The organism is Vibrio sp. 11-4(1) (genome assembly GCF_013048625.1).
Classification (GTDB): domain Bacteria; phylum Pseudomonadota; class Gammaproteobacteria; order Enterobacterales; family Vibrionaceae; genus Vibrio; species Vibrio diabolicus.
Genome location: NZ_VHSY01000007.1, coordinates 102787 through 127723, shown reverse-complemented (window position 1 = coordinate 127723; position 24937 = coordinate 102787). Strand labels below are relative to the sequence as shown.

Genomic DNA, 24937 nt, shown 5'->3' with positions numbered 1-24937 from the left:
CATGAATAGGATGTTATGAAAGAGAATAATAAACAGGGTGTACTCCTAGTGAACCTGGGTACTCCTGACGCACCAACTGCTCCTGCCGTAAAGCGCTTTTTAAGTCAGTTTCTTCATGATCACCGAGTGGTAGACATGACTCGATGGCTTTGGTGTCCGCTATTGCACGGCGTTATCCTTCCAATCCGAGCTCCCAAGGTTGCTAAACTCTACCAATCAGTTTGGATGGAAGAGGGCTCGCCACTGATGGTGTACTCTAAGCGTCAAACAGAAAAGTTGGCTCAAAAGCTTGATATGCCAGTCGAACTTGGCATGACTTATGGAAATCCAAGTTTGCAATCAGGTTTTGAAGCGCTGTTGGCCCAAGGGGTAGAGGAAGTCATCGTTTTACCTTTATATCCGCAATACTCGGGCACAACAACGGCAGCGGTTTCTGACGGAATCACTAAAGCGTTTAAAAACCTGCCCGTGATGCCGGGCTTTAGCTTTATTCGGGATTACTACAATCACCCGAAATACATTGAAGCGTTAGCGCATTCAGTTCGTGAACATTGGCAAGAGTATGGTAAGGGAGACTACTTGCTATGTTCTTATCACGGTATTCCAAAACGTTACGCTGATAATGGAGATGTTTACCCTCAGCACTGTGAAGAGACGACTCGCTTACTCGCTGAAGCGTTAGGGTTAAACGAGCAACAGATAGGTATGACGTATCAGTCTCGATTTGGCCGAGAAGAGTGGTTACAGCCCTATACCGATAAAACCCTAGAGGCACTTCCTGCAAAAGGGGTAAAAAATATCAATGTAGTGACACCAGCATTCTCTTCGGATTGTTTAGAAACGTTGGAAGAAATCTCGGAAGAGTGTAAAGAGATTTTCCTTGAAGCAGGTGGTGAAAACTTTACCTACATTCCTTGTTTGAACGATAGTGAGCTTCATATAGAAATGATGGCTGAGTTAGTTCACTCTAAGCTTTAGATACAAAAAAGGGTCGCAAAAGCGACCCTTTTTTGTAGAGCGATTAAGCGACTTGTACTTGCTGCTCTTCGACTTGTTCTGCTGTGCTGTGAGTATTCTCTGCACCATGCATCCAGCGAACGAGCGTATTCGAGAATAGAAGTAGGATGACACCACTCACGGTAGCGCTGACGGCAATGCCACTAAAGATAGCCATTGCGCCCAATTCGCCTACGTGAGATCCCACATAGCCCGCAACGTAGTTTGCAATCGCATTACAGCCAAACCATGCACCCATCATGAGTGAAGCTAAGCGAAGCGGTGCTAACTTGGTCACCAGTGAAAGACCAATTGGAGATAAGCACAGTTCGCCCAATGTATGGAAGAAGAAAGCACCCACCAGCCACAACATTGATGTTTTTACCGTTGTGTCTCCACCTTGTTCTAGCACAGCGCCAACCATACATAGGAAGCCAATTGCCAAGAAAAATAGTGCCATCGCAAATTTCACTGGCGACGTAGGTTCGCGTTTACCTAATTTTACCCAAAGGACAGCCAGAACTGGCGCTAGAGTAATAATGAAAAATGGGTTTAGTGATTGGAACCACGCAGCAGGAACTTCAAAACCACCAATCATGCGATCAGTATATTGTTGAGTGTAGATGTTCATCAGACCACCAGCTTGTTCAAAGCCTGCCCAGAAGACAATAGTGAATAAGCTCATGACCAGAATTACTTTTAGTCGATTCACTTCTTCTTTGGTGAGTGGCTGCTTCGTGGTTGAGTTTTTGTTGTTTAGATCTCGTTTCGCCGCCGGTTCGCGGCCAATGTCACCAAGCCATGATTGAGCCAGTACCATTTGCATCACTAGGCTAACCAGCATACCCACACCAGCGGCCACAAAACCTGCTTTCCAACCGTAAGAGGTTGTCACAGAGCCAGAAACGACGCCGGCAAGTAACGCACCTAAGTTGATACCCATATAAAAGATAGTGAATGCGCCGTCACGACGGTTGTCACCCTCTTTATATAAATCGCCAACCATGGTTGAGATATTCGGCTTAAAGAGGCCGTTACCAGTGATAAGCAGACCAAGACCTAAATAGAAACTGTGTAGCGAACCAATACCCAGAGCGTCAGCAGGAAGTGCGAGTGTAAACTGGCCGATAGCCATTAACGCGCCACCAAGCAAAATTGAACGGCGTTGACCTAGATAGTTATCCGCTAAGTAACCTCCGATGAGAGGTGTGATATACACAAGACCAGTATAAATACCGTATAGGTCTAGTGCGTCTTTGGTTGACCAGCCAAGGCCGCCATTCATCGTTGTATCTGTAAGGTAAAGTACTAGAATGGCGCGCATTGCGTAGTAAGAAAAGCGTTCCCACAGTTCAGTACCGAACAATAAGAACAAGCCACGAGGATGGCCGAAATATTGATGTTGGTTTGACATAAGCTCTTCTAATAATAGTTATTACATTTTTTAACGACTTCTACGTATACATTGCAATTTAATGAGTGACAAACAATAAAATTTTGCCTTACGACTAAAGTTGTTTGTTAAGTGACTGTTTTTGAGTGGATTTGCAGATGATATGATGGCGCGTTGGCTGTGCTACAAACTTAATTTCCATTTTTGTCTATGGACTTCTTCTCGTAAGCTCTTGAAAAGATACTGTTAATGCGAGCGATGTATAATCATACTTTTATAGATAAACTGAATGTCAATGACTCAACTTGGGCTTAATGCTAGGATAAAAACAAAATAGAATTGGCTAGTAAAAAAGATGAAACGTTGGTATCTACTTTATTGTAAACGTGGGGAGCAGGTTAGGGCGAAACAGCACCTTGAAAACCAAGGTGTAGAGTGCTTTTATCCAACTGTAGAAGTTGAGAAGATTTTGCGCGGGAAAAGACAAAAAGTCGAAGAGCCGCTGTTTCCTTGTTATGTGTTTGCGTACTTTGATTATGAACAGGGACCTAACTTCACCTCAGTCCGCTCCACTCGAGGGGTTGTTGATTTTGTGCGTTTTGGTGCTCAACCGAAAGAAGTCCAAGGTGACTTAGTCTTTGAATTGATGCAGCTAGAAAAATGCTGTAATGAAAATACCGCTTCTGAGTGTATGCCAAAACCAGGTGATCAAATCCGAGTTAAGAGCGGTCAGTTTGCAGGTATAGATGCTATCTTCCAAGAGCAAGATGGTGAGAAACGCTCAATCATGTTAGTGCAGATGATCACTAAACGAGTGCCTGTCAGTATTGATAACAGCGATTTAGACTTGAAATAGCTAATGTGTACAAACAAAAAAAGAGGTGCTTTGGCACCTCTTTTTTAATCTTGCTGGTAATCACCAGCAGTGGGACGCTGTTTAGCGAGCTTAGCAAAACAACGATGGTTACCGATTAGGAGTAGGGCATGACACCCTACTTAGTCGCTTAGTAAGCGTCGTTATGGACGGTTTGCACCGCACGACCTGACGGGTCTACACAGTTTTGGAATGACTCATCCCATTCAATCGCTTTCGCTGATGAACAAGCTACTGAAGGACCACCTGGCACACACTCAGCCGCTGAAGGTAGTGGGAACAGCTCTTCAAAGATTTCTCGGTACACGTAACCTTCTTTTGTGGTTGGCGTGTTGTATGGGAAGCGGTATTGAGCCGTCTCCATCTGCTGATCTGTCACTTTTTGCTCTGCGACTTCTTTCAACGTATCAATCCAGCTGTAACCTACGCCATCAGAGAACTGTTCTTTTTGACGCCATGCGATCGACTCTGGCAAGTAATGCTCAAAACACTCGCGTAGAATGTGTTTTTCCATTTTGCCGTTGCCACACATCTTATCTTCTGGGTTTAGGCGCATTGCAACATCAATAAACTCTTTATCAAGGAATGGTACTCGGCCTTCAACCCCCCATGCCGCTAGCGATTTGTTTGCGCGCGCGCAGTCAAACATGTTCAGAGCAAGCAGCTTACGTACTGTTTCTTCGTGGAACTCTTTCGCGTTTGGTGCTTTGTGGAAATATAGGTAACCACCAAAGATCTCATCTGCACCTTCACCAGAAAGTACCATCTTAATGCCCATCGCTTTGATTTTGCGACCCATTAAGAACATAGGTGTGGATGCGCGGATGGTGGTCACATCGTACGTTTCGATGTGGTAAATCACGTCGCGAATCGCGTCGAGACCTTCTTGAATTGTATAAGTCATTTCATGGTGAACGGTACCGATTTGGTCGGCAACTTCGCGAGCGGCTTTCAGGTCAGGCGCGCCTTCTAGACCCACAGCAAAAGAGTGCAGTTGTGGCCACCAAGCTTCTGACTTTTCATCGTCTTCAATTCGCATTGCAGCAAAACGTTTAGCCACAGCAGAGGTGATGGATGAATCTAAACCACCTGATAGTAAAACACCATATGGAACATCCGTCATTAGTTGGCGTTTAACCGCTGCTTCTAGTGCTTCAGTCAGTTCTTCTTTGCTGGTGGTGTTACCTTGAACGGCAGCGTATTCGTTCCAGTCACGAACATAGTAACGCGTTGGCTCGGCATCTTTTGAACTGTAGTAGCTACCAGGAGGGAACTCGCTCACTGTTTTACATACTGGAACAAGTGCCTTCATCTCTGATGCAACATAGTAGTTGCCATGCTCATCATGACCTTGATAAAGAGGGATAATGCCAATGTGGTCGCGACCGACTAAGTATTCGTCTTTTTCTTCATCGTACAGAACAAAAGCGAAAATACCGTTTAGTTCTTCAAGGAGATCTGCACCCATATCTTGGTACAGTGCAAGAATGACTTCACAGTCTGAATCGGTTTGAAACTCGTATTTTCCTTCGTAACGAGCACGAATTTCTTTATGGTTGTAGATTTCACCATTGACTGCAAGGATGAGCTTTTTATCAGGGCTGTATAGCGGTTGTGCACCACTATTTAGACCAACAATCGCCAAGCGCTCATGCGCTAAAATAGCGCGCTCTGAAGAGTAAATCCCAGACCAGTCAGGGCCACGATGACGAAGTTTTTTCGACATTTCTAATGCGATAGGGCGCAATGCGGCTGCATCGCTTTTAATGTCTAAAATGCCAAATACTGAACACATACTACATCCTTACTAAACTAAATAATTTCTAATCGGTATGGCTTCAATTTGCCATTACTAGTAAAAAAAGCAACGTTTTGTGATTATAAAAATGATAAAAAGCCTTGTTGTGTAAATATTATTTAATTTAATGGCTCATTTGGTGAATGGAATCAAGGTTTGGTATGAAAACCATACAAAAAAACCTTTCTATTGATAGAAAGGCTTTTAAAAAATATTAGTATGGTTGCTTATTTTATTGGTGTGAACTGAGGTTCAAGTTGTTTACACACATGTCGAGCAAAACCGCTACCTGCTTCACTGTATATATTGAATGCGGCGTCAACTCCGCTGTCCAGCAAACCTTCCAACTGATCTGGGTACTCGGCGATAGCAGCTATTTGCCCTTTATATTTTCTGCGTTTAAGCTGCTCAAGTGCGGTTTGGTTACCTTGATGATGAGGCATGGCAAGCAGCACCAGTTTGACATGACCTGTATCTAAAATTCGTTCCCAAAAATCTGGGTCTGTGGCATCGCCAGCGATCACGTTTCTTCCCTCTGAACGGTGCTGATGTGCTGCATCTTCACGAATTTCTATGCCTAGTGAAATTTTGCCATAGCGCGCACGTAATTCATCATAGGCCCCAGTCCCGATGCGCCCCATGCCTAAGATCAATACCTGGGCATGCCCAGGGTTAATGAGTTGGTCACGCTGGTTAAGCTTTTCTGCGGCTGTCTCTTGCAGCCACTTGCCGGAGTGTTGATAAATTTTGTGGCTAAGGCGGTTAAGTGGCGCAGAAATAATAAAGGACACAGACACCGCAACCGCAATCGCAGCGAGCATATCGCTTGGCATCCAGCCCATTTTATAGGCCAACCCTGCGACTATAAGGCCAAACTCACTGTAGTTGAACAGCGATAAAGAGGCGAGCAAAGAGGTACGTACTCGAAACTTAAAGTGATTAATCGTGACGAAGTACAAGAGCCCTTTTATTGGCAGCAGTAAGATAAATAGTAGGGCGAGTACGACGCCATTGACGCTCAATGAAGCGGACAAGCCAATGTTTAAAAAGAAGCAGACTAAGAACAGCTCCTTCATATTGAATAGCGATTTGGATAGCTCTGAAGCTTTAGGGTGGCCAGCGAGTAGCATGCCTAAAATCAGCGCGCCCAAGTCTGGTTTCATTCCGACCAGTTCGAATAGCCCTGCCCCAACAACAAGCGCGAAGAAAATACCGAACAGCACCAGCATTTCGCCGTGGCCAACTTTATCTAACAGTTTATAGAATAGTGGACGAAGGAAAGGCAATGCGAACAAACCAATGGCATACCATTCTGGGACTTTGCCGGTTGAAGCAGTCAGGAATACCACGGCAAAAATATCTTGCATAACCAAGATACCGATCGCGAGTGTGCCGTAGGTCGCGTTCATTTCCCCTTTTTCTTGCAATGCTTTTACGGCAAAAACGGTACTGGAGAACGATAGTGCAAAAGCTAAAAGTAGGATTTGACCGCTATCCATACTGGCGAGCGAAGTTAAGCCCAGTAGTTTTAAACCTGATAGCGCTAGTGCAAAAAAAGCGGTAGACAGTATGTTGTGGGCGGTCGCTCCTCCCCATATTTCTTTGGACAGTAGCGTTTTGACATCAAGCTTGAGTCCGATCGTGAATAGAAGAAGAGTGACACCAAGATCTGCAAGAGTGACGATAACGTCATTGCTTTGATAGCCAAATGCATGCAAACCAAATCCTGCCAGTAGAAAACCAACGAGGGGAGGGAGGCTACATTTAAGCGCAATAAAGCCAGCTAAAAAAGCTGTTGTAATTAGAATAATTTCCATACTGTTGAGCTGTATTCCTGATATACAAAAACGGGCTGTGAAAACACAGCCCGAGATTGTAACTCAATTAGTTGTATAAACTTAGTCTTCAAGTAACTTTTGTAACAAAACTCCGTTTAGCATTGCGCGTTTAATCATCGCAAATGCGCCCATCGTTGGCTGCTTATCAATGTGTGAAGCCACGATAGGAAGGTCGTTATGGAAAGTTTTGAGAGATTGATTTTCGACATTACGTTGAATTGCAGGGAAGACTATGTCTTGTGCAGCAGTAATGTCGCCCGCAATGACAATTTTCTGAGGGTTAAACAAGTTAACGGTAATTGCAATCGCTTTACCTAACTGGTTACCCACTCGCACTAAACTCTGCTTTGCAAGTTCGTCACCATCCATTGCATGCTGACACACTGCTTCAATCGTGATGTTTTCAAGGTCAGTCAAGCTTGACTCATAGCCTTGAGCAATCAGTTGTTTTACTCGTTGGATAATGGCTGGGTTCGCTGCTACGGTTTCTAAGCAACCAAAGTTCCCACATTGGCACTGTTCACCAAGCGGATCGATTTGAATATGACCAATTTCACCGACGTTGCGGTTAAAGCCAAGAAAAACCTGGCCGTTAACGATAATACCTGCGCCAGTACCGCGGTGAACGCTAACTAAAATGGAGTCCTGACAGTCTTGGCTTGCCCCAAAGTAGTGCTCCGCTAACGCCATGCCACGTACGTCATTCCCAACAAAGCATGCGGTATTAAACTTCTCTCCAACAATTTCACCCAGCGCCAGATTATCGATATCGGTATTCGGCATGTACTCAACTACGCCTGTTGTTGGGTTTACAAGGCCCGGTAGCGTAATACCAATTGCGATGAGCTGATCAATTTTGTCTTCGCAACGGTTTACGAAGTCTTTAAGTAAATCGATAAGCCCAGCGATCAAGTCAGCTTGGTTGGTGTAATGCAGTTCGTGTTGATCTTCCGCAAGTGCAGTGCCACCTAAATCGTACAAACAAAATTGTACGTAATCTCGACCTAAACGAACCGCAATAGAGTGGAAGGGTTTGACTTCGGTGGTCAGAGAGATTGCACGACGACCACCAGTTGAAGCTTGCTGGGCGACCTCTTTAATAAGGCCGCGCTCTAAAAGTTGGCGGGTTATTTTGGTAACACTAGCAGGTGCGAGCTGGCTCACATCTGCGACTTGAATACGGGAGATAGGACCTTGCTGATCAATCAGCCTATATACCGCAGCGCTGTTAAGCTGTTTTACTAAATCTACATTACCAATCTGTCCGCCATTCATGCTTAATTTTGCTCGTATTGTCCGTTAACAACCGTCGCTTTTACTTTGAAGTCACGATCGAAAATGGTTAGGTTTGCAACCATCCCTTTTCGAACTCGGCCAAGACGATCCTCAACACCAATTGCAGTTGCTGGGTATAACGTGGCCATTCGTAGAGCTTCGTCTAAAGCGATCCCCGCGTGCTCAACTGAATTCTGAACTGCTTCTATCATTGTCAAAGCTGAGCCGCCTAGTGTGCCGTTTTCATCAACACACTTACCATCTCGGTAATATACTTTCTTACCGACAAAAATAAAGTGATCAATGTTAGCACCTGCTGGAGCTGTGGCATCCGTCACCAAAACAAGCTTTTCACCTTTGATTTTATGAGCAATTCGGATGTTTGCGTAGTCTACGTGGAAACCATCAGCAATAATGCCAGCATAAACGTCAGGCGTATCATAAATTGCACCAACAACTCCAGGTTCACGACCAACCATAGGTGTCATCGCATTAAATAGGTGTGTGGCAAAAGTAATACCTGCTTCAAAGCCTTTACGCGCTTCGGCGTAGGTCGCATTCGTATGACCAATAGAAACTACGATGCCGGCTGCTTTTAATCGTGCAATATGCTCTGGATCGTTTTGCTCTGGTGCAAGCGTTACTTTAGCGATGATGTCGGCGTTTGCGCAGATCAGATCAATCATGCTTTCATCTGACGGGCGAATAAAATCGACGTTGTGGATACCTTTTTTCGCGACGTTAAGATAAGGGCCTTCTAGGTGTAGACCAAGTGATTGGTTTTGATATTGGTTATGATATTCACGAGCGGCAGAAATTGCAGTTCGCATATCTTCGTCTGATGAAGTAATGAGCGTTGGTAAGAAGCTAGTACAGCCGGACTTGAGGTTTGCTTCGTGCATGATTTGCATGGTTTCCGGTGTGATTGCATCGTTTAGCATTACACCGCCACAGCCATTCAGTTGTAGGTCGATAAAGCCCGGACTTAGGTTTGCGCCTGCGAGGTCTTTCACTTCGATGCCCTGAGGTAGCTCTGCAACCGGCACAATAGATTGAATAAGGTCGTTTTCGATGATGACCGCATGATCGGTAAGAACATCACTACCGGTATAAATTTTACAGTTACTTAGCGCGTACATAGTCAGCTAGTCCTTATAGATGAGAATTCAATTTCTATATCGTTACCTAAGTGGAGACTGCTTTAGTCATATGGGTACTTAGTTTGTATCACTGAATTAGATAACGAGTCACATACAGCAAGTCGCGTTTTATCGATGTTATTGTCATAGTAACTAACTGAAAAGTAATAATTGTATGGTTTTTTATGATTCTTTTTCAGAGCAAAGTTACAGTGATTTACCCGCCTAGATACCAAAATAACACTGATTCTGCCTTGCATAAAGTGCGAGAATATTATCTTTAAAACGCCATTTTTTCGTATAATAAAATAAGTTTTATGATCTCGCTAGCAAAAACCTTCCGAAAGGGCAAATTGTGGTGATTATGATCACAAACGGTGAGCTTTTAATTTGCGGAGCAAAATTAATGTCATAAACTGAGGATGACTAAATTGGACGACTGAAATAAGTCATTCAACATAACATCTAATCCTATAGGGGGAACTTAAGGTGAATATTCTCGGATACGCGCAGAAGTTAGGTAAAGCTCTTATGCTTCCTATTGCGACTTTGCCAATCGCAGGCTTGTTACTGCGCTTGGGCCAGCCGGATGTTTTTGACATCGCATTTATGGCACAAGCAGGTAACTCAATCTTTTCTAACCTTCCATTGTTGTTTGGCCTTGGTATTGCGATCGGTCTATCTAAAGACGGTCAAGGTGCAGCTGGCCTTGCTGGTGCAGTTGCGTACTTTGTACTGACAGCGACAGCGTCAACAATTGATGCATCAGTAAACATGTCGTTCTTTGGTGGTATCATCGCAGGTATTATTGCTGGCCACTCTTACAACGCTTTCCATGCTACACGTCTTCCTGAGTGGCTTGCTTTCTTCTCTGGTAAACGTTTAGTGCCGATTATGGCAGGTCTATTCGCTTTAGTTGCTGGTGCAGTTGGTGGCATTGTATGGCCAACAATTCAAGGTGGTCTAGATGCGCTTGCTCATGGCATCTCAACTTCTGGCGCTATTGGTCAGTTTATCTACGGTACACTGAACCGAGCCCTTATTCCTGTAGGTCTACACCACGTACTTAACTCATTCTTCTGGTTTGGTATGGGGTCTTGTCAAGAAGTGCTAGTAACTGGTGCAAATGCTGCGGGTCAAGCGCTTCCTGCTCTACAACAACTGTGTGTGGATCCTGTGCTAGCGAAAACGCTTGTGGCTGGTCAAACTCATACATTTGAATTCGCTAACTCTGTCACTCCTGAAATCACTGCAACAGTGAAGGAAGTAACTGAAACAGTTAAATCTGGTGACCTACACCGTTTCTTCGGCGGCGATAAGAGCGCTGGTGTGTTCATGAACGGTTTCTTCCCAGTAATGATGTTCGGTCTACCTGGTGCGGCGCTTGCTATGTACCTAGCGGCTCCTGCTGAGAAACGCAGCCAAGTTGGTGGTGCATTGTTCTCTGTTGCATTCTGTTCATTCCTAACTGGTATCACAGAGCCTCTAGAGTTCATGTTCGTATTCCTAGCGCCTGCACTATACGCTATTCACGCAGTGTTCACTGGTCTGTCGCTAGTTGTTGCTAACATGCTTGGTACGCTACACGGCTTCACATTCTCAGCTGGTCTAATTGACTACTTGTTGAACTACGGTCTAGCAACTAAACCGCTACTACTTGGTGCAGTTGGTCTTGGCTTTGGTGCTCTATACTTCTTCACATTCAGCTTCGCAATCCGCGCATTCAACTTGAAATCGCCTGGTCGTGAAGATGACGACAGCGAAGCAGCAGCGCCTGCTGGTGAGAAGAAAAGTGGTGACCTAGCTCGCCAATACTTAAAAGCACTTGGCGGTCATGACAACCTAACTTCAATCGACGCATGTATCACTCGACTACGCTTAACGCTAAAAGATCGTTCAGTCGCTGATGAGGAAGTACTGAAGAAATTGGGTGCGAAAGGTGTGGTTAAACTTGGTGAAAACAACCTTCAAGTTATCCTTGGTCCTCTAGCTGAAATCGTTGCTGGCGAAATGAAAGCAATCGGTGCTAATGAAGACCTATCGAATGTAAAACTGCCTTAATTACATCGAACTGATATCTGACTAAGACCTCCCTCGGGAGGTCTTTTTTTGTTTTGGCACTTTGAATCTGCTGTGCTTTCGCACTAACTCGATAAATATTGTCGTTTTAGCGCGAGTTATTGTTGTCTAATTGCTTAGAATTGTGGATCATTAGAAACAATGTACTCTGCAAAACCATACTTGGATGCAGAGTTCCGTTTTCTCTGACAATACTAATATTTTTGAGGTGCTATAGATGAGTGAAGCTGATGCTCGTCCATCAAACTTTATTCGCCAGATCATTGATAAAGATCTAGCGGATGGTAAACACACTAGCGTGCATACTCGATTCCCGCCGGAGCCAAATGGCTACCTGCATATCGGTCATGCTAAGTCTATCTGTTTGAACTTCGGTATTGCTCAGGACTACCAGGGTCAATGTAATCTACGTTTCGACGATACGAACCCTGAAAAAGAAGACATCGAATACGTTGAGTCTATCAAGAAAGATGTAAACTGGTTGGGCTTTGAGTGGAGTGGTGAAGTATGTTACTCATCAAACTACTTCGATAAGCTTTACGAATATGCAATTGAATTGATTAACAAAGGCTTAGCGTACGTAGATGAGCTAAGTCCAGAGCAGATTCGTGAATACCGTGGCACGCTAAAGGCGCCAGGTAAACCAAGCCCATACCGTGACCGTTCTGTTGAAGAGAACTTAGCGTTATTTGAAAAAATGCGCGCTGGTGAATTTGAAGAAGGTAAAGCGTGTCTTCGTGCCAAGATTGACATGGGTTCTTCATTCATGGTTATGCGCGATCCAGTTTTATACCGTGTGCGTTTTGCTACGCACCACCAAACTGGTGATAAGTGGTGCATTTACCCAATGTACGACTTCACACACTGTATCTCTGATGCATTAGAAGGCATTACACACTCTATCTGTACGCTTGAGTTTATGGATAACCGTCGTCTGTACGACTGGGTTCTGGACAACATCACGATCGAAAGCCGTCCGCATCAATACGAGTTCAGTCGCTTAAACCTTGAGTACACAGTGATGTCTAAGCGTAAGCTTAATCAACTCGTCACTGAAAAACTGGTTAACGGTTGGGATGACCCACGTATGCCAACAGTCTCAGGTCTGCGTCGTCGTGGCTTCACGCCAGCATCTATCCGTGAGTTCTGTAAGCGTATTGGTGTAACGAAGCAAGAAAATATGATCGAGTTTAGCTCACTAGAATCTTGTATTCGTGATGACCTAAACGAGAACGCTCCGCGTGCAATGGCTGTGCTGGATCCTGTTAAAGTTGTTATCGAAAACTTTGAAGAAGGTGCAGTAGAAAACTTGACGGTTGCTAATCACCCAAACAAACCAGAGATGGGTGTGCGTGAAGTACCATTCACTCGAGAGTTGTGGATTGAGCGTGAAGACTTCCGTGAAGAGGCGAACAAAAAGTACAAGCGTTTAGTGCTAGGTAAAGAAGTTCGCTTACGTGGTGCTTACGTGATCAAAGCAGAGCGCGTTGAAAAAGATGCCGAAGGCAACATCACGACTATCTTCTGTTCTTACGATGCAGACACACTAGGTAAGAACCCGGCTGATGGCCGTAAAGTAAAAGGTGTGATTCATTGGGTATCAGCTGATAAAGCATTACCAGCGGAAATCCGTCTGTACGATCGTCTATTTACGGTTCCAAACCCGGGTGCAGCAGAAGACTTTGCTTCTACAATCAACCCTGAATCATTAGTTGTGATCAATGGTTTTGTAGAGCCTAGCTTAGCGTCAGCAGAAGCAGAAAAAGGCTACCAGTTTGAGCGTATGGGTTACTTCTGCGCAGACTCGAAAGATTCTTCAGCAGATAAACTAGTATTCAACCGCACGGTTGGCCTACGTGATACTTGGGCAAAAATTGAGAACCAATAATCTCGATTAATGCAAAAATCGATAGAAATGCCAGCAAATGCTGGCATTTTTTTATTCTCATTATCGTAATGCGGCGGTTATAGGTAGTGTAGGGAGTTGCTTAAGAACGAGGGACGTTTGATAAATGTTCGGGGTTTGGAAGCAAAACAATGATGTTTATTAAGGTTTGAATTGGTAAGTCTAATCGACGCTTTACAAAAGTTGGTACGGCAATTCAGCTATTGAAAGATATCGCCCTCAGAAACAAAAAACGCCAGCATGAGCTGACGTTTATTTTAAATCAACAAACCGTTATTTTTTTGGTTTGTGTGCATCTGGATTGTCTTTACAACCACCATCACTGCACTTGCCGTACAAGTATAAGCTGTGGTTTGTTAGCGTGACATTGTACTTAGCTGCAATCTCTTTTTGACGTTCTTCAATAAGATCGTCAGAAAATTCAATTACCTCACCACAGTCTAGGCACACTAGATGGTCGTGGTGATGTTGAGTCGATAATTCGAAGACTGACTTACCACCTTCAAAGTGGTGACGAGTTACAATACCAGCATCATCGAATTGGTTTAGAACTCGGTAAACAGTTGCTAGGCCAATCTCTTCACCTAGATCAATCAACTTTTTGTACAAATCTTCAGCACTGATGTGCTGGCAGTCTGGCTGCTGAAGTACTTCTAGAATTTTTAGCCTTGGAAGGGTTACTTTTAAACCCGCATCCTTCAGCGCCTGATTATTATCTGACATATACTTTCCCGTTGGATCATCTGCAGCGATTTAACAGAATTCAATCTTCCTACCATTATAGGATAAGCGCTCAGAACATTAAACCACGAACTTCAAAGGGTTAATAGAATCTTTTTGTAAATTAGAAATAGGTCGATTATATTACAGATCTGACCAGTTACAATTATGTAACATTGAGCTTAGAGAGGGCACGGACTGCGATGAATAAGCGACTTGCGAAGATATACAAACCAGGAATTGTAAAATTCGCACTCAATATTTGGCCACCTTTTTGGGGCGCTGGTATTAAAATCTTACATATTTCTGAAGACTTTCGTACCGTCAAGGTGCGTTTGAAACTTCGCTGGTGGAATAAAAACGCCAATCGTACTCAGTATGGTGGCAGTATTTTCTCTTTAACTGATCCCATTTACTCGTTGATGCTGATGGGGATTCTACGCGAGGAGTATTACGTGTGGGATAAAGAGGCGAGTATTAACTTTATTAAGCCAGGGCAAAGTGATTTATTTGCAGAATTTGAGGTCACTGAAGGAATGCTAGAAAACATTTATCAAATGACACGGAATGGAGAAAAGTGTTTTCCTGAATTTATTACCCATGTAAAAGATAAGCAGGGGAATGTGGTTTCAGAGGTTCAACGCAAGCTTTATGTAAGAAAGAAACCTCAGTATCGCGAAGAGGAAGTGCTCACCGATGCTTTGTGAAAATATACAAAAAGACCTCCAATCGGAGGTCTTTGTATAATTCGATTTATTTAGCCTTCAAGCTCAGCTAAACACATTTCTTCGTAAATCTGTTTAACCCAGTTCTCAACACGTTCGTCAGTCAGTTCCGGTTGACGGTCTTCATCGATACATAGACCTACGAATTGGCTGTCGTCACCTTCAACAAGTGCTTTAGACGCTTCAAATTCGTAGCCTTCTGTTGAAGTATGGCCAAGAATTGTGCCACCTTTAGACTCAACGATATCACGTACTGTGCCCATCGCGTCACAGAAGTACTCTGCGTAGTCCTCTTGGTCGCCACAGCCAAAGATAGCCACTAGCTTAGTAGAGAAGTCGATTTGCTCAAGTTCAGGGAAGAAATCATCCCAATCACATTGTGCTTCGCCGTAGTACCAAGTTGGGATACCTAGAAGAAGAAGATCGAAGTTATCAATGTCTTCTTTGCTGCTTTTCGCGATGTCTTGAACGTGAACTAGATGCTTACCTAGTTGCTTTTGAATCATCTTTGCAACGGCTTCAGTATTACCTGTGTCGCTACCGAAGAAGATACCTACACTTGCCATAGAGTCTATACCTTTACATTGTTTGTTATTGGCGATGGTACTAAGGGTTTAACCTAACCCAGAGCCTTCCCAAGTTAGCTGAATTACACCTTTTGCAATAAAGCCAGCACAGCCTAGGAAAAGGACTAACCACACAATACGACGACCAAAAACAGGTACATTGCCTTGCTTTAGCACATCTTTTATCGCCATCCCGATGAAAAAGAAGATAGCAGCAAAAAGAAGATCGAGCCCAATAGACTCGAGCATATCCATATAGTCGTAAAGCATTTTAGCCCTTCATGCCGAAAAATCTTGGGCGCACTATACCACTGTTAAACGGTAAAGTTAATGCACTACAAGAAGGGTTATTTCAATAATCTATTGTTGCTTTTCGAATTTGTTAACTCGAAATGTATTTCCGAATGACTCTCATTACTTCAGCCGGTTTTTCGGCGTGAAGCCAGTGGCCAGTATTAGCGATAATATGTGCTTTTGCTTGTTTGAACTGTTTTTGCACCGCAGGTTGGTGCTCTGGCATTAAGTAATCGGAATCACCACCTTTAACAAACAGAGTGGGTATGTCTGTTGGGGCAATTTCCTGCCAGCCGATAATTTGTGCGTAATTCTCAAAAAGGCTCGGTACGTTAAACCGCCAGTCCATTTTATCGCCATTTTTGTATAGTGACTTAGAGAGAAATTGTCTTACACCGTCGAGCTCAACATGTTGAGCTAGGATATCCATCGCTTGTTGACGGCTTGCTGGCTTTTCGTTAATTACGGCGTGTAAACCGTTAAACACATTGTCGTGACGGTTCGCTGTGTAGGCGACAGGTGCCATGTCGAGTACAACCAACTGTTTGACGAGCTCTGGAGCAATGTCCACCAGTGTCATCGCGACCTTTCCACCCATTGAATGCCCAATAATAATAGATGGATCAACATTTAAGTGTTGTAGGAGTTGTGCCACATCTTTTGCCATGTCGGCGTAATTATGAATGTTTGAGTGAAAAGAGAGGCCGTGATTTCTCAGATCAATACTGATCACCGTGTGATCTTTAATAAGATCGCGGGCTAGTAGACCCAGATTACTTAAACTACCAAACAATCCGTGAATCAAAACAACTGTTTGGCCTTGGCCTTCCTGCTTATAGTTGAGTAATGCTGACATTTTATCTTATTCGTGATGGGTTTAACGTGGAGTATCCGAGAGGATCTCGTTATAATCCCCCAGAGTTTAAACATTGAGAATGTGAAAAGCGAATGAAAACAATTGAGGTTGATGAGGATCTATACCGTTACATTGCTAGCCAAACTAAGCATATCGGTGAAAGCGCCTCGGATATTTTGCGACGCCTTTTAAACCTTGATGGTCAGTTGCAGGAAGCTGAAGCCGCGCCTGTAGTAGAGAAGCCACAAGGGATTGTAGTAAGTAAAGATGCGGGTAAAACGGAATCTGTTGATGTAGTGAAAGAAATGCGTTCGCTGCTTATTTCTGATGAGTTTGCCGGTCTAAAAAAAGCGATTGATCGCTTTATGTTAGTACTATCGACCTTACATAAATTAAATCCAGAAGGTTTCGCGCAGGCTACGAATGTAAAGGGACGCAAACGCGTGTACTTTGCAGATAATGAAGAAACCTTGTTGGCAAATGGCAACACGACCAAGCCAAAAGCCATTCCTGGCACACCGTTTTGGGTTATCACGAACAACAATACCAGTCGTAAAAGACAGATGGTTGAACAAGTGATGACACACATGGGGTACCAACCTGACTTAATAGAAAAAGTAACAGGTTCAATCTAAGAAACCTGATAGAAGCCTCATAATGTGTCGCAGTTAGCGGATATTATGAGGCTTTTTTAATTTTATTTGTATTTAAAGAAAGGATGTCAAACATGGCTATGCACCCTCGTGCTGGGCAAAAAGCGCAGCAGGAAGATCTTCATAATATTCCGGCACTTGTTGCCAATTACTTCTTGCTTCAACCTGATGCTAAGAACCCCGATCACAAGGTTCAATTCGGCACATCAGGTCACCGTGGTACCGCTGATAAGCATACATTTAACGAAAACCACATTTTGGCTATTGCTCAAGCGGTTGCAGAAGTTCGTGCCCAGCAAGGGACCACAGGTCCTTTGTTTGTCGGTAAAGACACGCATGCTTTGTCTGAACCTGCATTTTCTAGCGTGATTGAAGTTTTGATTGCGAATGGCGTAAAAGTCATCGTACAGCAGGATAACGGCTACACGCCAACACCAGGTATCTCGCACGCAATTCTGACTTACAACATCAAGCACGATGAAAAAGCAGACGGTATTGTGATTACACCATCTCATAACCCACCACAAGACGGCGGTATCAAATACAATCCGACTCACGGTGGTCCAGCAGAAGCTGAGTTGACTCAAGCTATCGAAGATCGTGCGAACGCACTGATTGCCGAAGGTTTACAAGGTGTTAAACGCTTACCACTAGCAGAAGCAAAAGCATCGGATCTGTTTGTGGAGATGGACTTGGTTAAACCCTATATCGATGATCTGGTGAACGTTATCGATATGGAAGCAATCCAAAAAGCAAATCTGAAGATTGGTGTAGATCCATTGGGTGGCAGCGGCATCGATTACTGGCGTCAAATTGGTCAGGCATACAACCTAGACCTAACGCTAGTAAGTGAAGCGATTGATCCTTCTTTCCAATTCATGTCTCTCGATAAAGACGGCGTTGTACGTATGGACTGTTCTTCTCCTTACGCAATGGCGGGTCTATTGGCACTGAAAGACGAATACGATTTAGCATTTGGTAACGATCCTGACTACGACCGTCACGGTATCGTTACGCCAAAAGGTTTGATGAACCCGAATCACTTCTTAGCCGTTTGTATCGACTACCTATACCGCCATCGTGACGCATGGGGTAAAGATGTAGCGGTTGGTAAAACACTAGTATCAAGTGCACTGATTGACCGTGTTGTTGCGGATCTAGGTCGTGAGCTATGTGAAGTACCAGTAGGCTTTAAATGGTTTGTTGATGGTCTGTACACTGGTAAATTCGGCTTCGGTGGCGAAGAAAGTGCCGGGGCATCTTTTCTTCGTAAAGATGGTACGCCTTGGTCAACAGACAAAGACGGCATCTTGTTATGTCTTCTAGCGGCAGAGATCACTGCGGTAACGGGTAAGAACCCACAAGACTACTATGAAGAGCTAGCGGCGAAACACGGTGAGTCGAAATACAACCGTATTCAAGCTGTAGCGAATGGCCCTCAAAAAGACGTACTGAAGAAATTGTCACCAGAAATGGTCGCGGCTGAAACACTAGCGGGTGATCCAATTACGGCTCGTCTCACGCATGCGCCTGGTAATGGTGCTGCAATCGGTGGTCTAAAAGTAACGACTGCCAACGGCTGGTTTGCTGCTCGTCCATCAGGCACAGAGGACATCTACAAGATTTACTGTGAAAGCTTCAAAGGTGAAGAGCACCTAAAACAAATCGAAGCAGAAGCACAAGAGATCGTTAATCAAGTGTTTGCAGCTGCCGGCCTGTAAACCATTCAATAGTCGATTTAGAAAACAAAGGGTTGATGTGCAAGCATCAACCCTTTTGCGTTTTAATATTCCTGAACTGAGTTGTTTCCGGGCCAGGAATCCGGTACCACAAACCAGAATTGACCGTCCTCCGTTTGTGCATGTACAAATCGGTCTGAAGGTTTTTCAATGGGTTGAGAGAAATCGTCCGTACCAATCGCCCAGCATGGTTTGTGTAAATGATAAAGTGGCTTACCGATTAACTCCCATTGGCTCTGGTAGCACCAGTAACCACTAATCTGACTTGGATTTAGTTCATAACCCAAGCACTCGCTAGGAGTTGGCTCTGGAGTAAACGGATTAATATAGAGTCGTCCTTGCATCAATAGACGTTCTTGTGGGGCGTCGTTTAACGGAATTATTTTTTGAAATTCCGGGCGATCGCTCATTTTCAACTGATGAGTAAGCATTCTATCCAATTTTGCATGTAACTGGTCGTGAGCATTCGGGCCATACCAAATGCCGTTGTAAAGAAGATAAAACTTAATCGCCACTTCCCAATGTTCTATCTGATTTGATTCTATATTCCTCAATACCAAATCGACAGCGCCAATGGTCTTACCTTCAGCGTCGTTTAACTGAATTTCTTCGGCAATAATCTGATATCGTTCTGAATTAGAAAGAGCCGCAGTGCATAGGTGCTGATATAAAAAACCCAATCTCGGATTACCATTGTATTGTTCTGAGCTATTCAAAGGTTTGACCGAGACATCTTCTAAGGTTGCAAACGGAGGGCGTAACTTGAAAAGAGGAGGTGAAGTGGCGATCCATTGGTAAAAGCGTTGCAGTTGGTTCATCCGTATCCCTATATGTATGGTGAGGCGACAAGCTTTGTTATTGTAACTAAATTTGCTTTTGAGGGTAGGGTGGCTAGCATCGATATTAGGGTTCGAGATACACTTTAAGTACCTAAATGATATCAAGGTGCCAGATGTCAAAACGTTGTTGTATCAACTAGGTTGCACACTCTCGGTCTGATTTCATCGAGAGGTTATTTAGGTTTACATGCGCTAGAAATTGGAAGTAATAATGAATAACTTAAAGCTAGAACAGATTCTTAATGACAAACTGTCACCGCAGTTAATTAAAGATTACGCACCAAACGGGTTACAGGTAGAAGGGACGCCAGCCGTAAAGCGTATTATCACTGGCGTAACTGCCTCCCAAGCCTTAATCGATAAAGCGATTGAGCTTAATGCAGACGCATTACTCGTTCATCACGGTTATTTTTGGAAAGGTGAACCTGAGCCAATTCGTGGTATGAAAGGTAAACGAATTCGTAGTCTGATCAAAAACGATATCAACTTATATGGTTATCACCTTCCTCTGGATATTCACCCAGAGCTAGGCAACAACGCCGAATTAGCTCGCTTACTTGAAATCGAAGTAGAAGGTGGACTTGAAGGACATCCTCAATCAGTAGCCATGTTTGGACGCTTGAAAAAACCGATGTCTGGTGCTGAGTTTGCGAGCAAGATCAATCAAGTTCTTGATAGAGAACCACTGCATATTGCTCCAGAGAATACCGATAAGATGATTGAGACGGTCGGTTGGTGCACTGGTGGAGGGCAGGATTTTATTGAGCTTGCTGTACAACACGGATTAGATGCGTTTATCTCTGGCGAAATTTCTGAGCGTACAACCTATACTGCGCGAGAAATGGACATTCATTACTTTGCTGCAGGTCATCATGCTACTGAGCGTTATGGTGTTCAGGCTTTAGGAAAATGGCTAGCGGATGAATACGGCCTACATGTGGAGTTTATCGATATTGATAATCCGGTTTAGTGTTCGCTATTCATAACGTGAGACGCTGAAAAGAAAAAGGGTTGAGACAAAATCTCAACCCTTTTGTTTCTCTTCTAACTAAAAATATCATTCACGTTCGTGAAGTGGAGAAAACTCACGCTGTGTCTCACCAGTGTATAGCTGACGAGGACGACCGATGCGGTTCAGTGGATCGCTGTGCATTTCGTTCCAGTGAGCAATCCAGCCGATGGTACGAGAAATCGCGAAGATAACCGTAAACATAGAAACTGGAATACCAATCGCTTTAAGAATGATACCTGAGTAGAAGTCTACGTTCGGGTACAGCTTCTTAGAAACGAAGTACTCATCAGAAAGCGCAATGCGCTCAAGTTCCATTGCTACATCTAGTAGAGGGTCTTGAATGTTTAGCTCTTTGAGAACTTCATGACACGTTTCGCGCATTACTGTCGCACGTGGATCGTAGTTTTTATAAACGCGGTGACCAAAGCCCATTAAGCGGAATGGGTCATCTTTGTCTTTCGCGCGGTCTACATACTCAGGGATGTTATCGACGCTGCCAATCTCTTCTAGCATTCTCAAGCACGCTTCGTTTGCACCACCGTGAGCAGGTCCCCAAAGTGATGCAATACCAGCGGCAATACATGCAAATGGGTTAGCACCAGAAGAGCCAGCTAGACGTACAGTTGACGTCGACGCATTCTGTTCGTGATCCGCGTGTAGCGTGAAGATTTTATCCATCGCACGCGCAACGACAGGGTTTACTTCATACTCTTCGCAAGGGTTTGCGAACATCATGTGTAGGAAGTTTTCTGCGTAGCTCAAATCGTTGCGTGGGTAGATAAATGGCTGACCGATAGAGTATTTGTAACACATTGCAGCCAGTGTCGGCATCTTCGATAGCAGACGGTACGCCGCGATCTCACGGTGCTCGTCGTTGTTGATGTCAAGAGAGTCGTGGTAGAAGGCTGCAAGTGCACCGACTACACCACACATTACTGCCATCGGGTGAGCATCACGTCGGAAGCCATGGAAAAAGCTTGCGATTTGCTCGTGGACCATAGTATGACGCGTTACGGTCGTCTTGAATTGCTCGTATTGTTCTCGGGTAGGGGCTTCACCATAAAGAAGGATGTAACATACTTCTAAGTAATCTGCGTTATTGGCTAATTGATCAATCGGGAAACCGCGGTGCAAAAGAATACCTTTGCCGCCATCGATGTACGTGATTGATGATTCACAAGATGCAGTGGCAAGAAAACCTGGGTCAAAAGTAAAGTAACCATTGGCTCCCAGCTTACGAACGTCAATTACAGGTGTACCTAGCGTACCGTCCATAATTGGCAGTTCGATTGGCGCTTGACCTTCAACATGAAGGGTCGCTTTCTTATCCGCCATAACAATCTCCTTTGTTTATTATTTAATCCGTCCAGGATGTTTATGTGCCATTTTTGTACTGTTGTTAAAGCTTAAAGTCAATTTTTCTCCATCTTTGTGTGCACTTGTTATGATTTTTCTCATGAAAATCGTTAAAAATCTGTTCTATGTAGCATAATTTGTTACACCAATTGTATTAGAATGTTGCTCGCCGTATATTGGCTAAGAAAATTTTAGTTAAATCCTTATAAATTCGGGGCTAGAAACAAAGAGTGAGGTTTGTTGCTGGACTCCGATTGTTAACAAGTTGTTTACAATTATCTGGGTGGTTACTCGCGATATTTGTTAAATAGATGTTAACTTTTGTACGTTTGGAAGCTGAAATTGGTTATAACAATAAATGCTCAATGGAGCTGAGTGAGCAAGCCCGTGAAAGAAAGAAAGTCAAGACCTGTTAATTTAGATTTACAGACCATCCACTTTCCTATCACAGCAATCGCATCCATCCTACACCGTGTGTCTGGGGTAATTACGTTTGTTGCGGTGGGTATACTACTGTGGTTACTGTCCATTTCTCTGTCATCCCCAATGGGTTTTATGGAAGCCGCTGACATCGTCGATAGCTTCTTCGTAAAATTCATCCTGTGGGGAATTCTTACTGCACTTGCCTACCACATTGCAGGTGGTATCCGTCACTTGTTGATGGATCTAGGTCACTTTGAAGAGCTAGATTCTGGCACGATGAGCGCTAAAGTCGCGTTTGGTGCAACAGCAGTATTATCATTATTGGCGGGGATCTTGGTATGGTAAAACACGTATCTTCATTTGGTCGTAATGGTGTACACGATTTCCTACTGATTCGTGCAACTGCAATCATTATGACGCTATACACGATTTATCTGATTAGCTTCTGTGCATTTTCAGATATCTCTTACGCATCTTGGACCCAATTCTTTGGTGGTACCTTCACTAAAGTATTCACCATGTTGGCACTTGTCTCGATCCTGATCCACGCATGGGTCGGTTTATGGCAGGTATTAACGGATTACATTAAGTGCGCGAAACTTCGTGGCGCACTGCAACTTGGTGTTATTGCCGTGCTATTCGGCTATGTCTTCTCTGGTCTATTTATTCTGTGGGGTGCGTAAGTGTCTATTCCAGTTCGTGAGTTTGACGCCGTAGTAATCGGCGCTGGTGGTGCAGGTATGCGCGCTGCACTACAAATTTCAGAACAAGGCCTATCATGTGCTTTGTTGTCAAAAGTATTTCCAACACGTTCTCATACTGTGTCTGCACAGGGCGGTATTACCGTTGCTCTGGGTAACTCGCACAAAGACGATTGGCAATGGCACATGTACGATACCGTTAAAGGTTCCGATTACATCGGTGACCAAAATGCGATTGAATACATGTGTAAGAATGGCCCTGAGTCCGTTATCGAACTAGAAAAAATGGGTCTTCCATTCTCTCGTTTTGATAATGGTACTATCTACCAACGTCCATTCGGTGGTCAGTCAAAAGAATTTGGTGGTGAGCAAGCCGCACGTACAGCAGCAGCTGCGGACCGTACAGGTCACGCGCTTCTTCATACGCTTTACCAACAAAATGTGAAACACAAAACCACCATTTTCTCGGAATGGTATGCACTAGACTTGGTGAAAAACCAAGACGGCGCCGTAATGGGCTGTACTGCGATTTGTATGGAAACAGGCGAAATCTGTTACTTCAAATCAAAAGCAACGATTCTAGCAACAGGTGGCGCAGGTCGTATTTACGCGTCGACCACTAACGCACACATCAACACTGGTGACGGTGTAGGTATGGCATTGCGTGCGGGTGTACCTATGCAAGACATGGAAATGTGGCAGTTCCACCCAACGGGTATCGCTGGTGCAGGTGTTCTTGTAACAGAAGGTTGTCGTGGTGAAGGTGGTTACCTTCTAAATAAAGATGGCGAACGCTTCATGGAACGTTATGCTCCAAACGCGAAAGACCTTGCTGGTCGTGACGTAGTTGCTCGTTCAATGATGATCGAAATCCGCGAAGGCCGCGGTTGTGATGGCCCTTGGGGTCCACACATTAAGCTGAAGTTGGATCACCTTGGTAAAGAAGTGCTTGAGTCACGTCTGCCTGGTATTTGTGAGCTGTCTCGTACTTTCGCGCACGTTGATCCAGTGAAAGAGCCAATTCCAGTAATTCCAACCTGTCACTACATGATGGGTGGTGTACCGACTCAAGTGTCTGGTCAAGCAATCAAGCAAAAGGCTGACGGCAGCGAGATGGAAGTACAAGGTCTATATGCATGTGGTGAGATTGCTTCTGTATCAGTACACGGAGCAAACCGTCTAGGCGGCAATTCATTACTAGACTTAGTCGTATTTGGTCGCGCGACTGGCTTGCACCTTGGCGAAACGCTCGCAGCGCAAGCTGAGGCACGCCCTGCAACTGAATCTGATATTGAAGCATCTCTAGCGCGTACCATGCGTTGGGAAAATAGTACTGGCGGTGAAGATCCAGTTCAAATCCGTAAAGACCTACAAGCTTGCATGCAAAACAGCTTCTCGGTATTCCGTGAAGGCGATGCAATGGCAACGGGCCTAGAAGAGTTGAAAGTGATTCGCGAACGTCTGAAAGATGCACATCTAGCGGACAAGTCTTCAGAATTCAACACGCAACGTATTGAGTGTCTAGAGCTAGACAACTTGATGGAAACAGCATTCTCTACAGCCGTAGCGGCGAACTACCGTACTGAAAGCCGTGGCGCACATGCTCGTTTCGATTTCCCTGAGCGTGATGATGAGAACTGGCTATGCCACTCTATCTACAACCCGGAAACAGAAGCGATGACTAAGCGTGATGTGAACATGACGCCAACACATCGTGAAGCTTTCCCGCCGAAAGTACGTACATACTAAAGGGAG

22 protein-coding genes are annotated in these 24937 nt (G+C 44.3%); 11 read left to right on the top strand and 11 right to left on the bottom strand.

Annotation, left to right across the window (positions count from 1 at the left end; genetic code table 11):
* Window positions 1–15: 15 nt before the first annotated feature.
* Window positions 16–978, top strand: a complete 963-nt coding sequence (gene hemH / locus FKN16_RS15425) for a ferrochelatase (protein ID WP_005393060.1) — start codon at window positions 16–18, stop codon at window positions 976–978.
* 43 nt (window positions 979–1021) lie between these two features.
* Here the strand turns inward: hemH and FKN16_RS15420 are convergent, their stop codons facing one another.
* The gene (locus FKN16_RS15420; protein WP_046874263.1) at window positions 1022–2410 is read right to left on the bottom strand and encodes a peptide MFS transporter; all 1389 of its coding nucleotides are present in this window, start codon (window positions 2408–2410) and stop codon (window positions 1022–1024) included.
* A 334-nt stretch (window positions 2411–2744) separates the two neighbouring features.
* Between FKN16_RS15420 and rfaH the strand changes: the two genes are divergently transcribed.
* Entirely contained in the window at window positions 2745–3245 is a 501-nt protein-coding gene (rfaH, locus tag FKN16_RS15415) for a transcription/translation regulatory transformer protein RfaH (RefSeq protein ID WP_005393056.1), read from the top strand.
* Window positions 3246–3393: 148 nt separating this feature from the next.
* Here the strand turns inward: rfaH and asnB are convergent, their stop codons facing one another.
* The 4 genes from asnB to nagA form a co-directional block, all read right to left on the bottom strand.
* Window positions 3394–5058, bottom strand: a complete 1665-nt coding sequence (asnB, locus tag FKN16_RS15410) for an asparagine synthase B (protein WP_170903060.1) — start codon at window positions 5056–5058, stop codon at window positions 3394–3396.
* A gap of 230 nt (window positions 5059–5288) precedes the next feature.
* Window positions 5289–6878, bottom strand: a complete 1590-nt coding sequence (locus tag FKN16_RS15405; protein WP_104971389.1) for a cation:proton antiporter family protein — start codon at window positions 6876–6878, stop codon at window positions 5289–5291.
* An 81-nt stretch (window positions 6879–6959) separates the two neighbouring features.
* Window positions 6960–8174 carry an ROK family protein gene (locus FKN16_RS15400; protein WP_006742713.1) on the bottom strand — a complete coding sequence of 405 codons (1215 nt, stop codon included), beginning with the start codon at window positions 8172–8174 and terminating at the stop codon, window positions 6960–6962.
* Between the two features lie 2 nt (window positions 8175–8176).
* Window positions 8177–9313: an N-acetylglucosamine-6-phosphate deacetylase gene (nagA, locus tag FKN16_RS15395; RefSeq protein WP_047009534.1), complete on the bottom strand. Its 1137-nt coding sequence runs from the start codon at window positions 9311–9313 to the stop codon at window positions 8177–8179.
* 489 nt (window positions 9314–9802) lie between these two features.
* On the opposite strand from nagA, the gene nagE reads away from it, so the two are divergent.
* On the top strand, window positions 9803–11374 hold the full coding sequence (gene nagE, locus FKN16_RS15390; RefSeq protein WP_170903059.1) for an N-acetylglucosamine-specific PTS transporter subunit IIBC: 1572 nt from the start codon (window positions 9803–9805) through the stop codon (window positions 11372–11374).
* Between the two features lie 235 nt (window positions 11375–11609).
* A complete protein-coding gene (gene glnS, locus FKN16_RS15385; RefSeq protein ID WP_005393044.1) occupies window positions 11610–13280 on the top strand; it encodes a glutamine--tRNA ligase in 1671 nt (556 codons plus the stop codon).
* Window positions 13281–13571: 291 nt separating this feature from the next.
* Here glnS and fcrX read toward each other — a convergent pair whose 3' ends face one another.
* A complete protein-coding gene (gene fcrX / locus FKN16_RS15380) occupies window positions 13572–14021 on the bottom strand; it encodes a ferric iron uptake transcriptional regulator FcrX (protein ID WP_005382141.1) in 450 nt (149 codons plus the stop codon).
* A 200-nt stretch (window positions 14022–14221) separates the two neighbouring features.
* On the opposite strand from fcrX, the gene FKN16_RS15375 reads away from it, so the two are divergent.
* A complete protein-coding gene (locus FKN16_RS15375; protein ID WP_005393042.1) occupies window positions 14222–14725 on the top strand; it encodes a DUF4442 domain-containing protein in 504 nt (167 codons plus the stop codon).
* Window positions 14726–14775: 50 nt separating this feature from the next.
* Here the strand turns inward: FKN16_RS15375 and fldA are convergent, their stop codons facing one another.
* From fldA to FKN16_RS15360, 3 genes are all read right to left on the bottom strand, one after another.
* Window positions 14776–15309, bottom strand: coding sequence for a flavodoxin FldA (fldA, locus tag FKN16_RS15370; RefSeq protein ID WP_005393040.1), 534 nt, complete (start codon window positions 15307–15309; stop codon window positions 14776–14778).
* Between the two features lie 48 nt (window positions 15310–15357).
* Window positions 15358–15579: a DUF2788 domain-containing protein gene (locus FKN16_RS15365; RefSeq protein WP_005393038.1), complete on the bottom strand. Its 222-nt coding sequence runs from the start codon at window positions 15577–15579 to the stop codon at window positions 15358–15360.
* A 112-nt stretch (window positions 15580–15691) separates the two neighbouring features.
* Window positions 15692–16459, bottom strand: coding sequence for an alpha/beta fold hydrolase (locus FKN16_RS15360; protein ID WP_170903058.1), 768 nt, complete (start codon window positions 16457–16459; stop codon window positions 15692–15694).
* A gap of 92 nt (window positions 16460–16551) precedes the next feature.
* Here FKN16_RS15360 and seqA point away from each other — a divergent pair, with 92 nt between their 5' ends.
* Window positions 16552–17094 (top strand): replication initiation negative regulator SeqA, encoded by a 543-nt coding sequence (seqA, locus tag FKN16_RS15355; protein ID WP_005393026.1) that lies wholly within the window; start codon window positions 16552–16554, stop codon window positions 17092–17094.
* Window positions 17095–17186: 92 nt separating this feature from the next.
* The gene (gene pgm / locus FKN16_RS15350) at window positions 17187–18833 is read left to right on the top strand and encodes a phosphoglucomutase (alpha-D-glucose-1,6-bisphosphate-dependent) (RefSeq protein ID WP_012842047.1); all 1647 of its coding nucleotides are present in this window, start codon (window positions 17187–17189) and stop codon (window positions 18831–18833) included.
* A 62-nt stretch (window positions 18834–18895) separates the two neighbouring features.
* Here the strand turns inward: pgm and FKN16_RS15345 are convergent, their stop codons facing one another.
* On the bottom strand, window positions 18896–19669 hold the full coding sequence (locus FKN16_RS15345; RefSeq protein ID WP_170903057.1) for a DUF1853 family protein: 774 nt from the start codon (window positions 19667–19669) through the stop codon (window positions 18896–18898).
* 232 nt (window positions 19670–19901) lie between these two features.
* Between FKN16_RS15345 and FKN16_RS15340 the strand changes: the two genes are divergently transcribed.
* Window positions 19902–20660, top strand: coding sequence for a Nif3-like dinuclear metal center hexameric protein (locus FKN16_RS15340; protein ID WP_005393019.1), 759 nt, complete (start codon window positions 19902–19904; stop codon window positions 20658–20660).
* A gap of 87 nt (window positions 20661–20747) precedes the next feature.
* Here FKN16_RS15340 and FKN16_RS15335 read toward each other — a convergent pair whose 3' ends face one another.
* Window positions 20748–22037, bottom strand: coding sequence for a citrate synthase (locus FKN16_RS15335; RefSeq protein ID WP_005382163.1), 1290 nt, complete (start codon window positions 22035–22037; stop codon window positions 20748–20750).
* 396 nt (window positions 22038–22433) lie between these two features.
* Between FKN16_RS15335 and sdhC the strand changes: the two genes are divergently transcribed.
* Genes sdhC through sdhA form a run of 3 tightly spaced genes read left to right on the top strand, consistent with a single transcriptional unit; the run spans window position 22434 to window position 24931 of the window.
* Window positions 22434–22826, top strand: a complete 393-nt coding sequence (gene sdhC / locus FKN16_RS15330) for a succinate dehydrogenase cytochrome b556 subunit (RefSeq protein ID WP_017634811.1) — start codon at window positions 22434–22436, stop codon at window positions 22824–22826.
* Window positions 22820–23164, top strand: coding sequence for a succinate dehydrogenase, hydrophobic membrane anchor protein (gene sdhD, locus FKN16_RS15325; RefSeq protein ID WP_005382169.1), 345 nt, complete (start codon window positions 22820–22822; stop codon window positions 23162–23164). The genes sdhC and sdhD overlap by 7 nt, the downstream gene beginning before the upstream one ends.
* Window positions 23165–24931: a succinate dehydrogenase flavoprotein subunit gene (gene sdhA / locus FKN16_RS15320; protein ID WP_005393016.1), complete on the top strand. Its 1767-nt coding sequence runs from the start codon at window positions 23165–23167 to the stop codon at window positions 24929–24931.
* Window positions 24932–24937 lie beyond the last annotated feature (6 nt).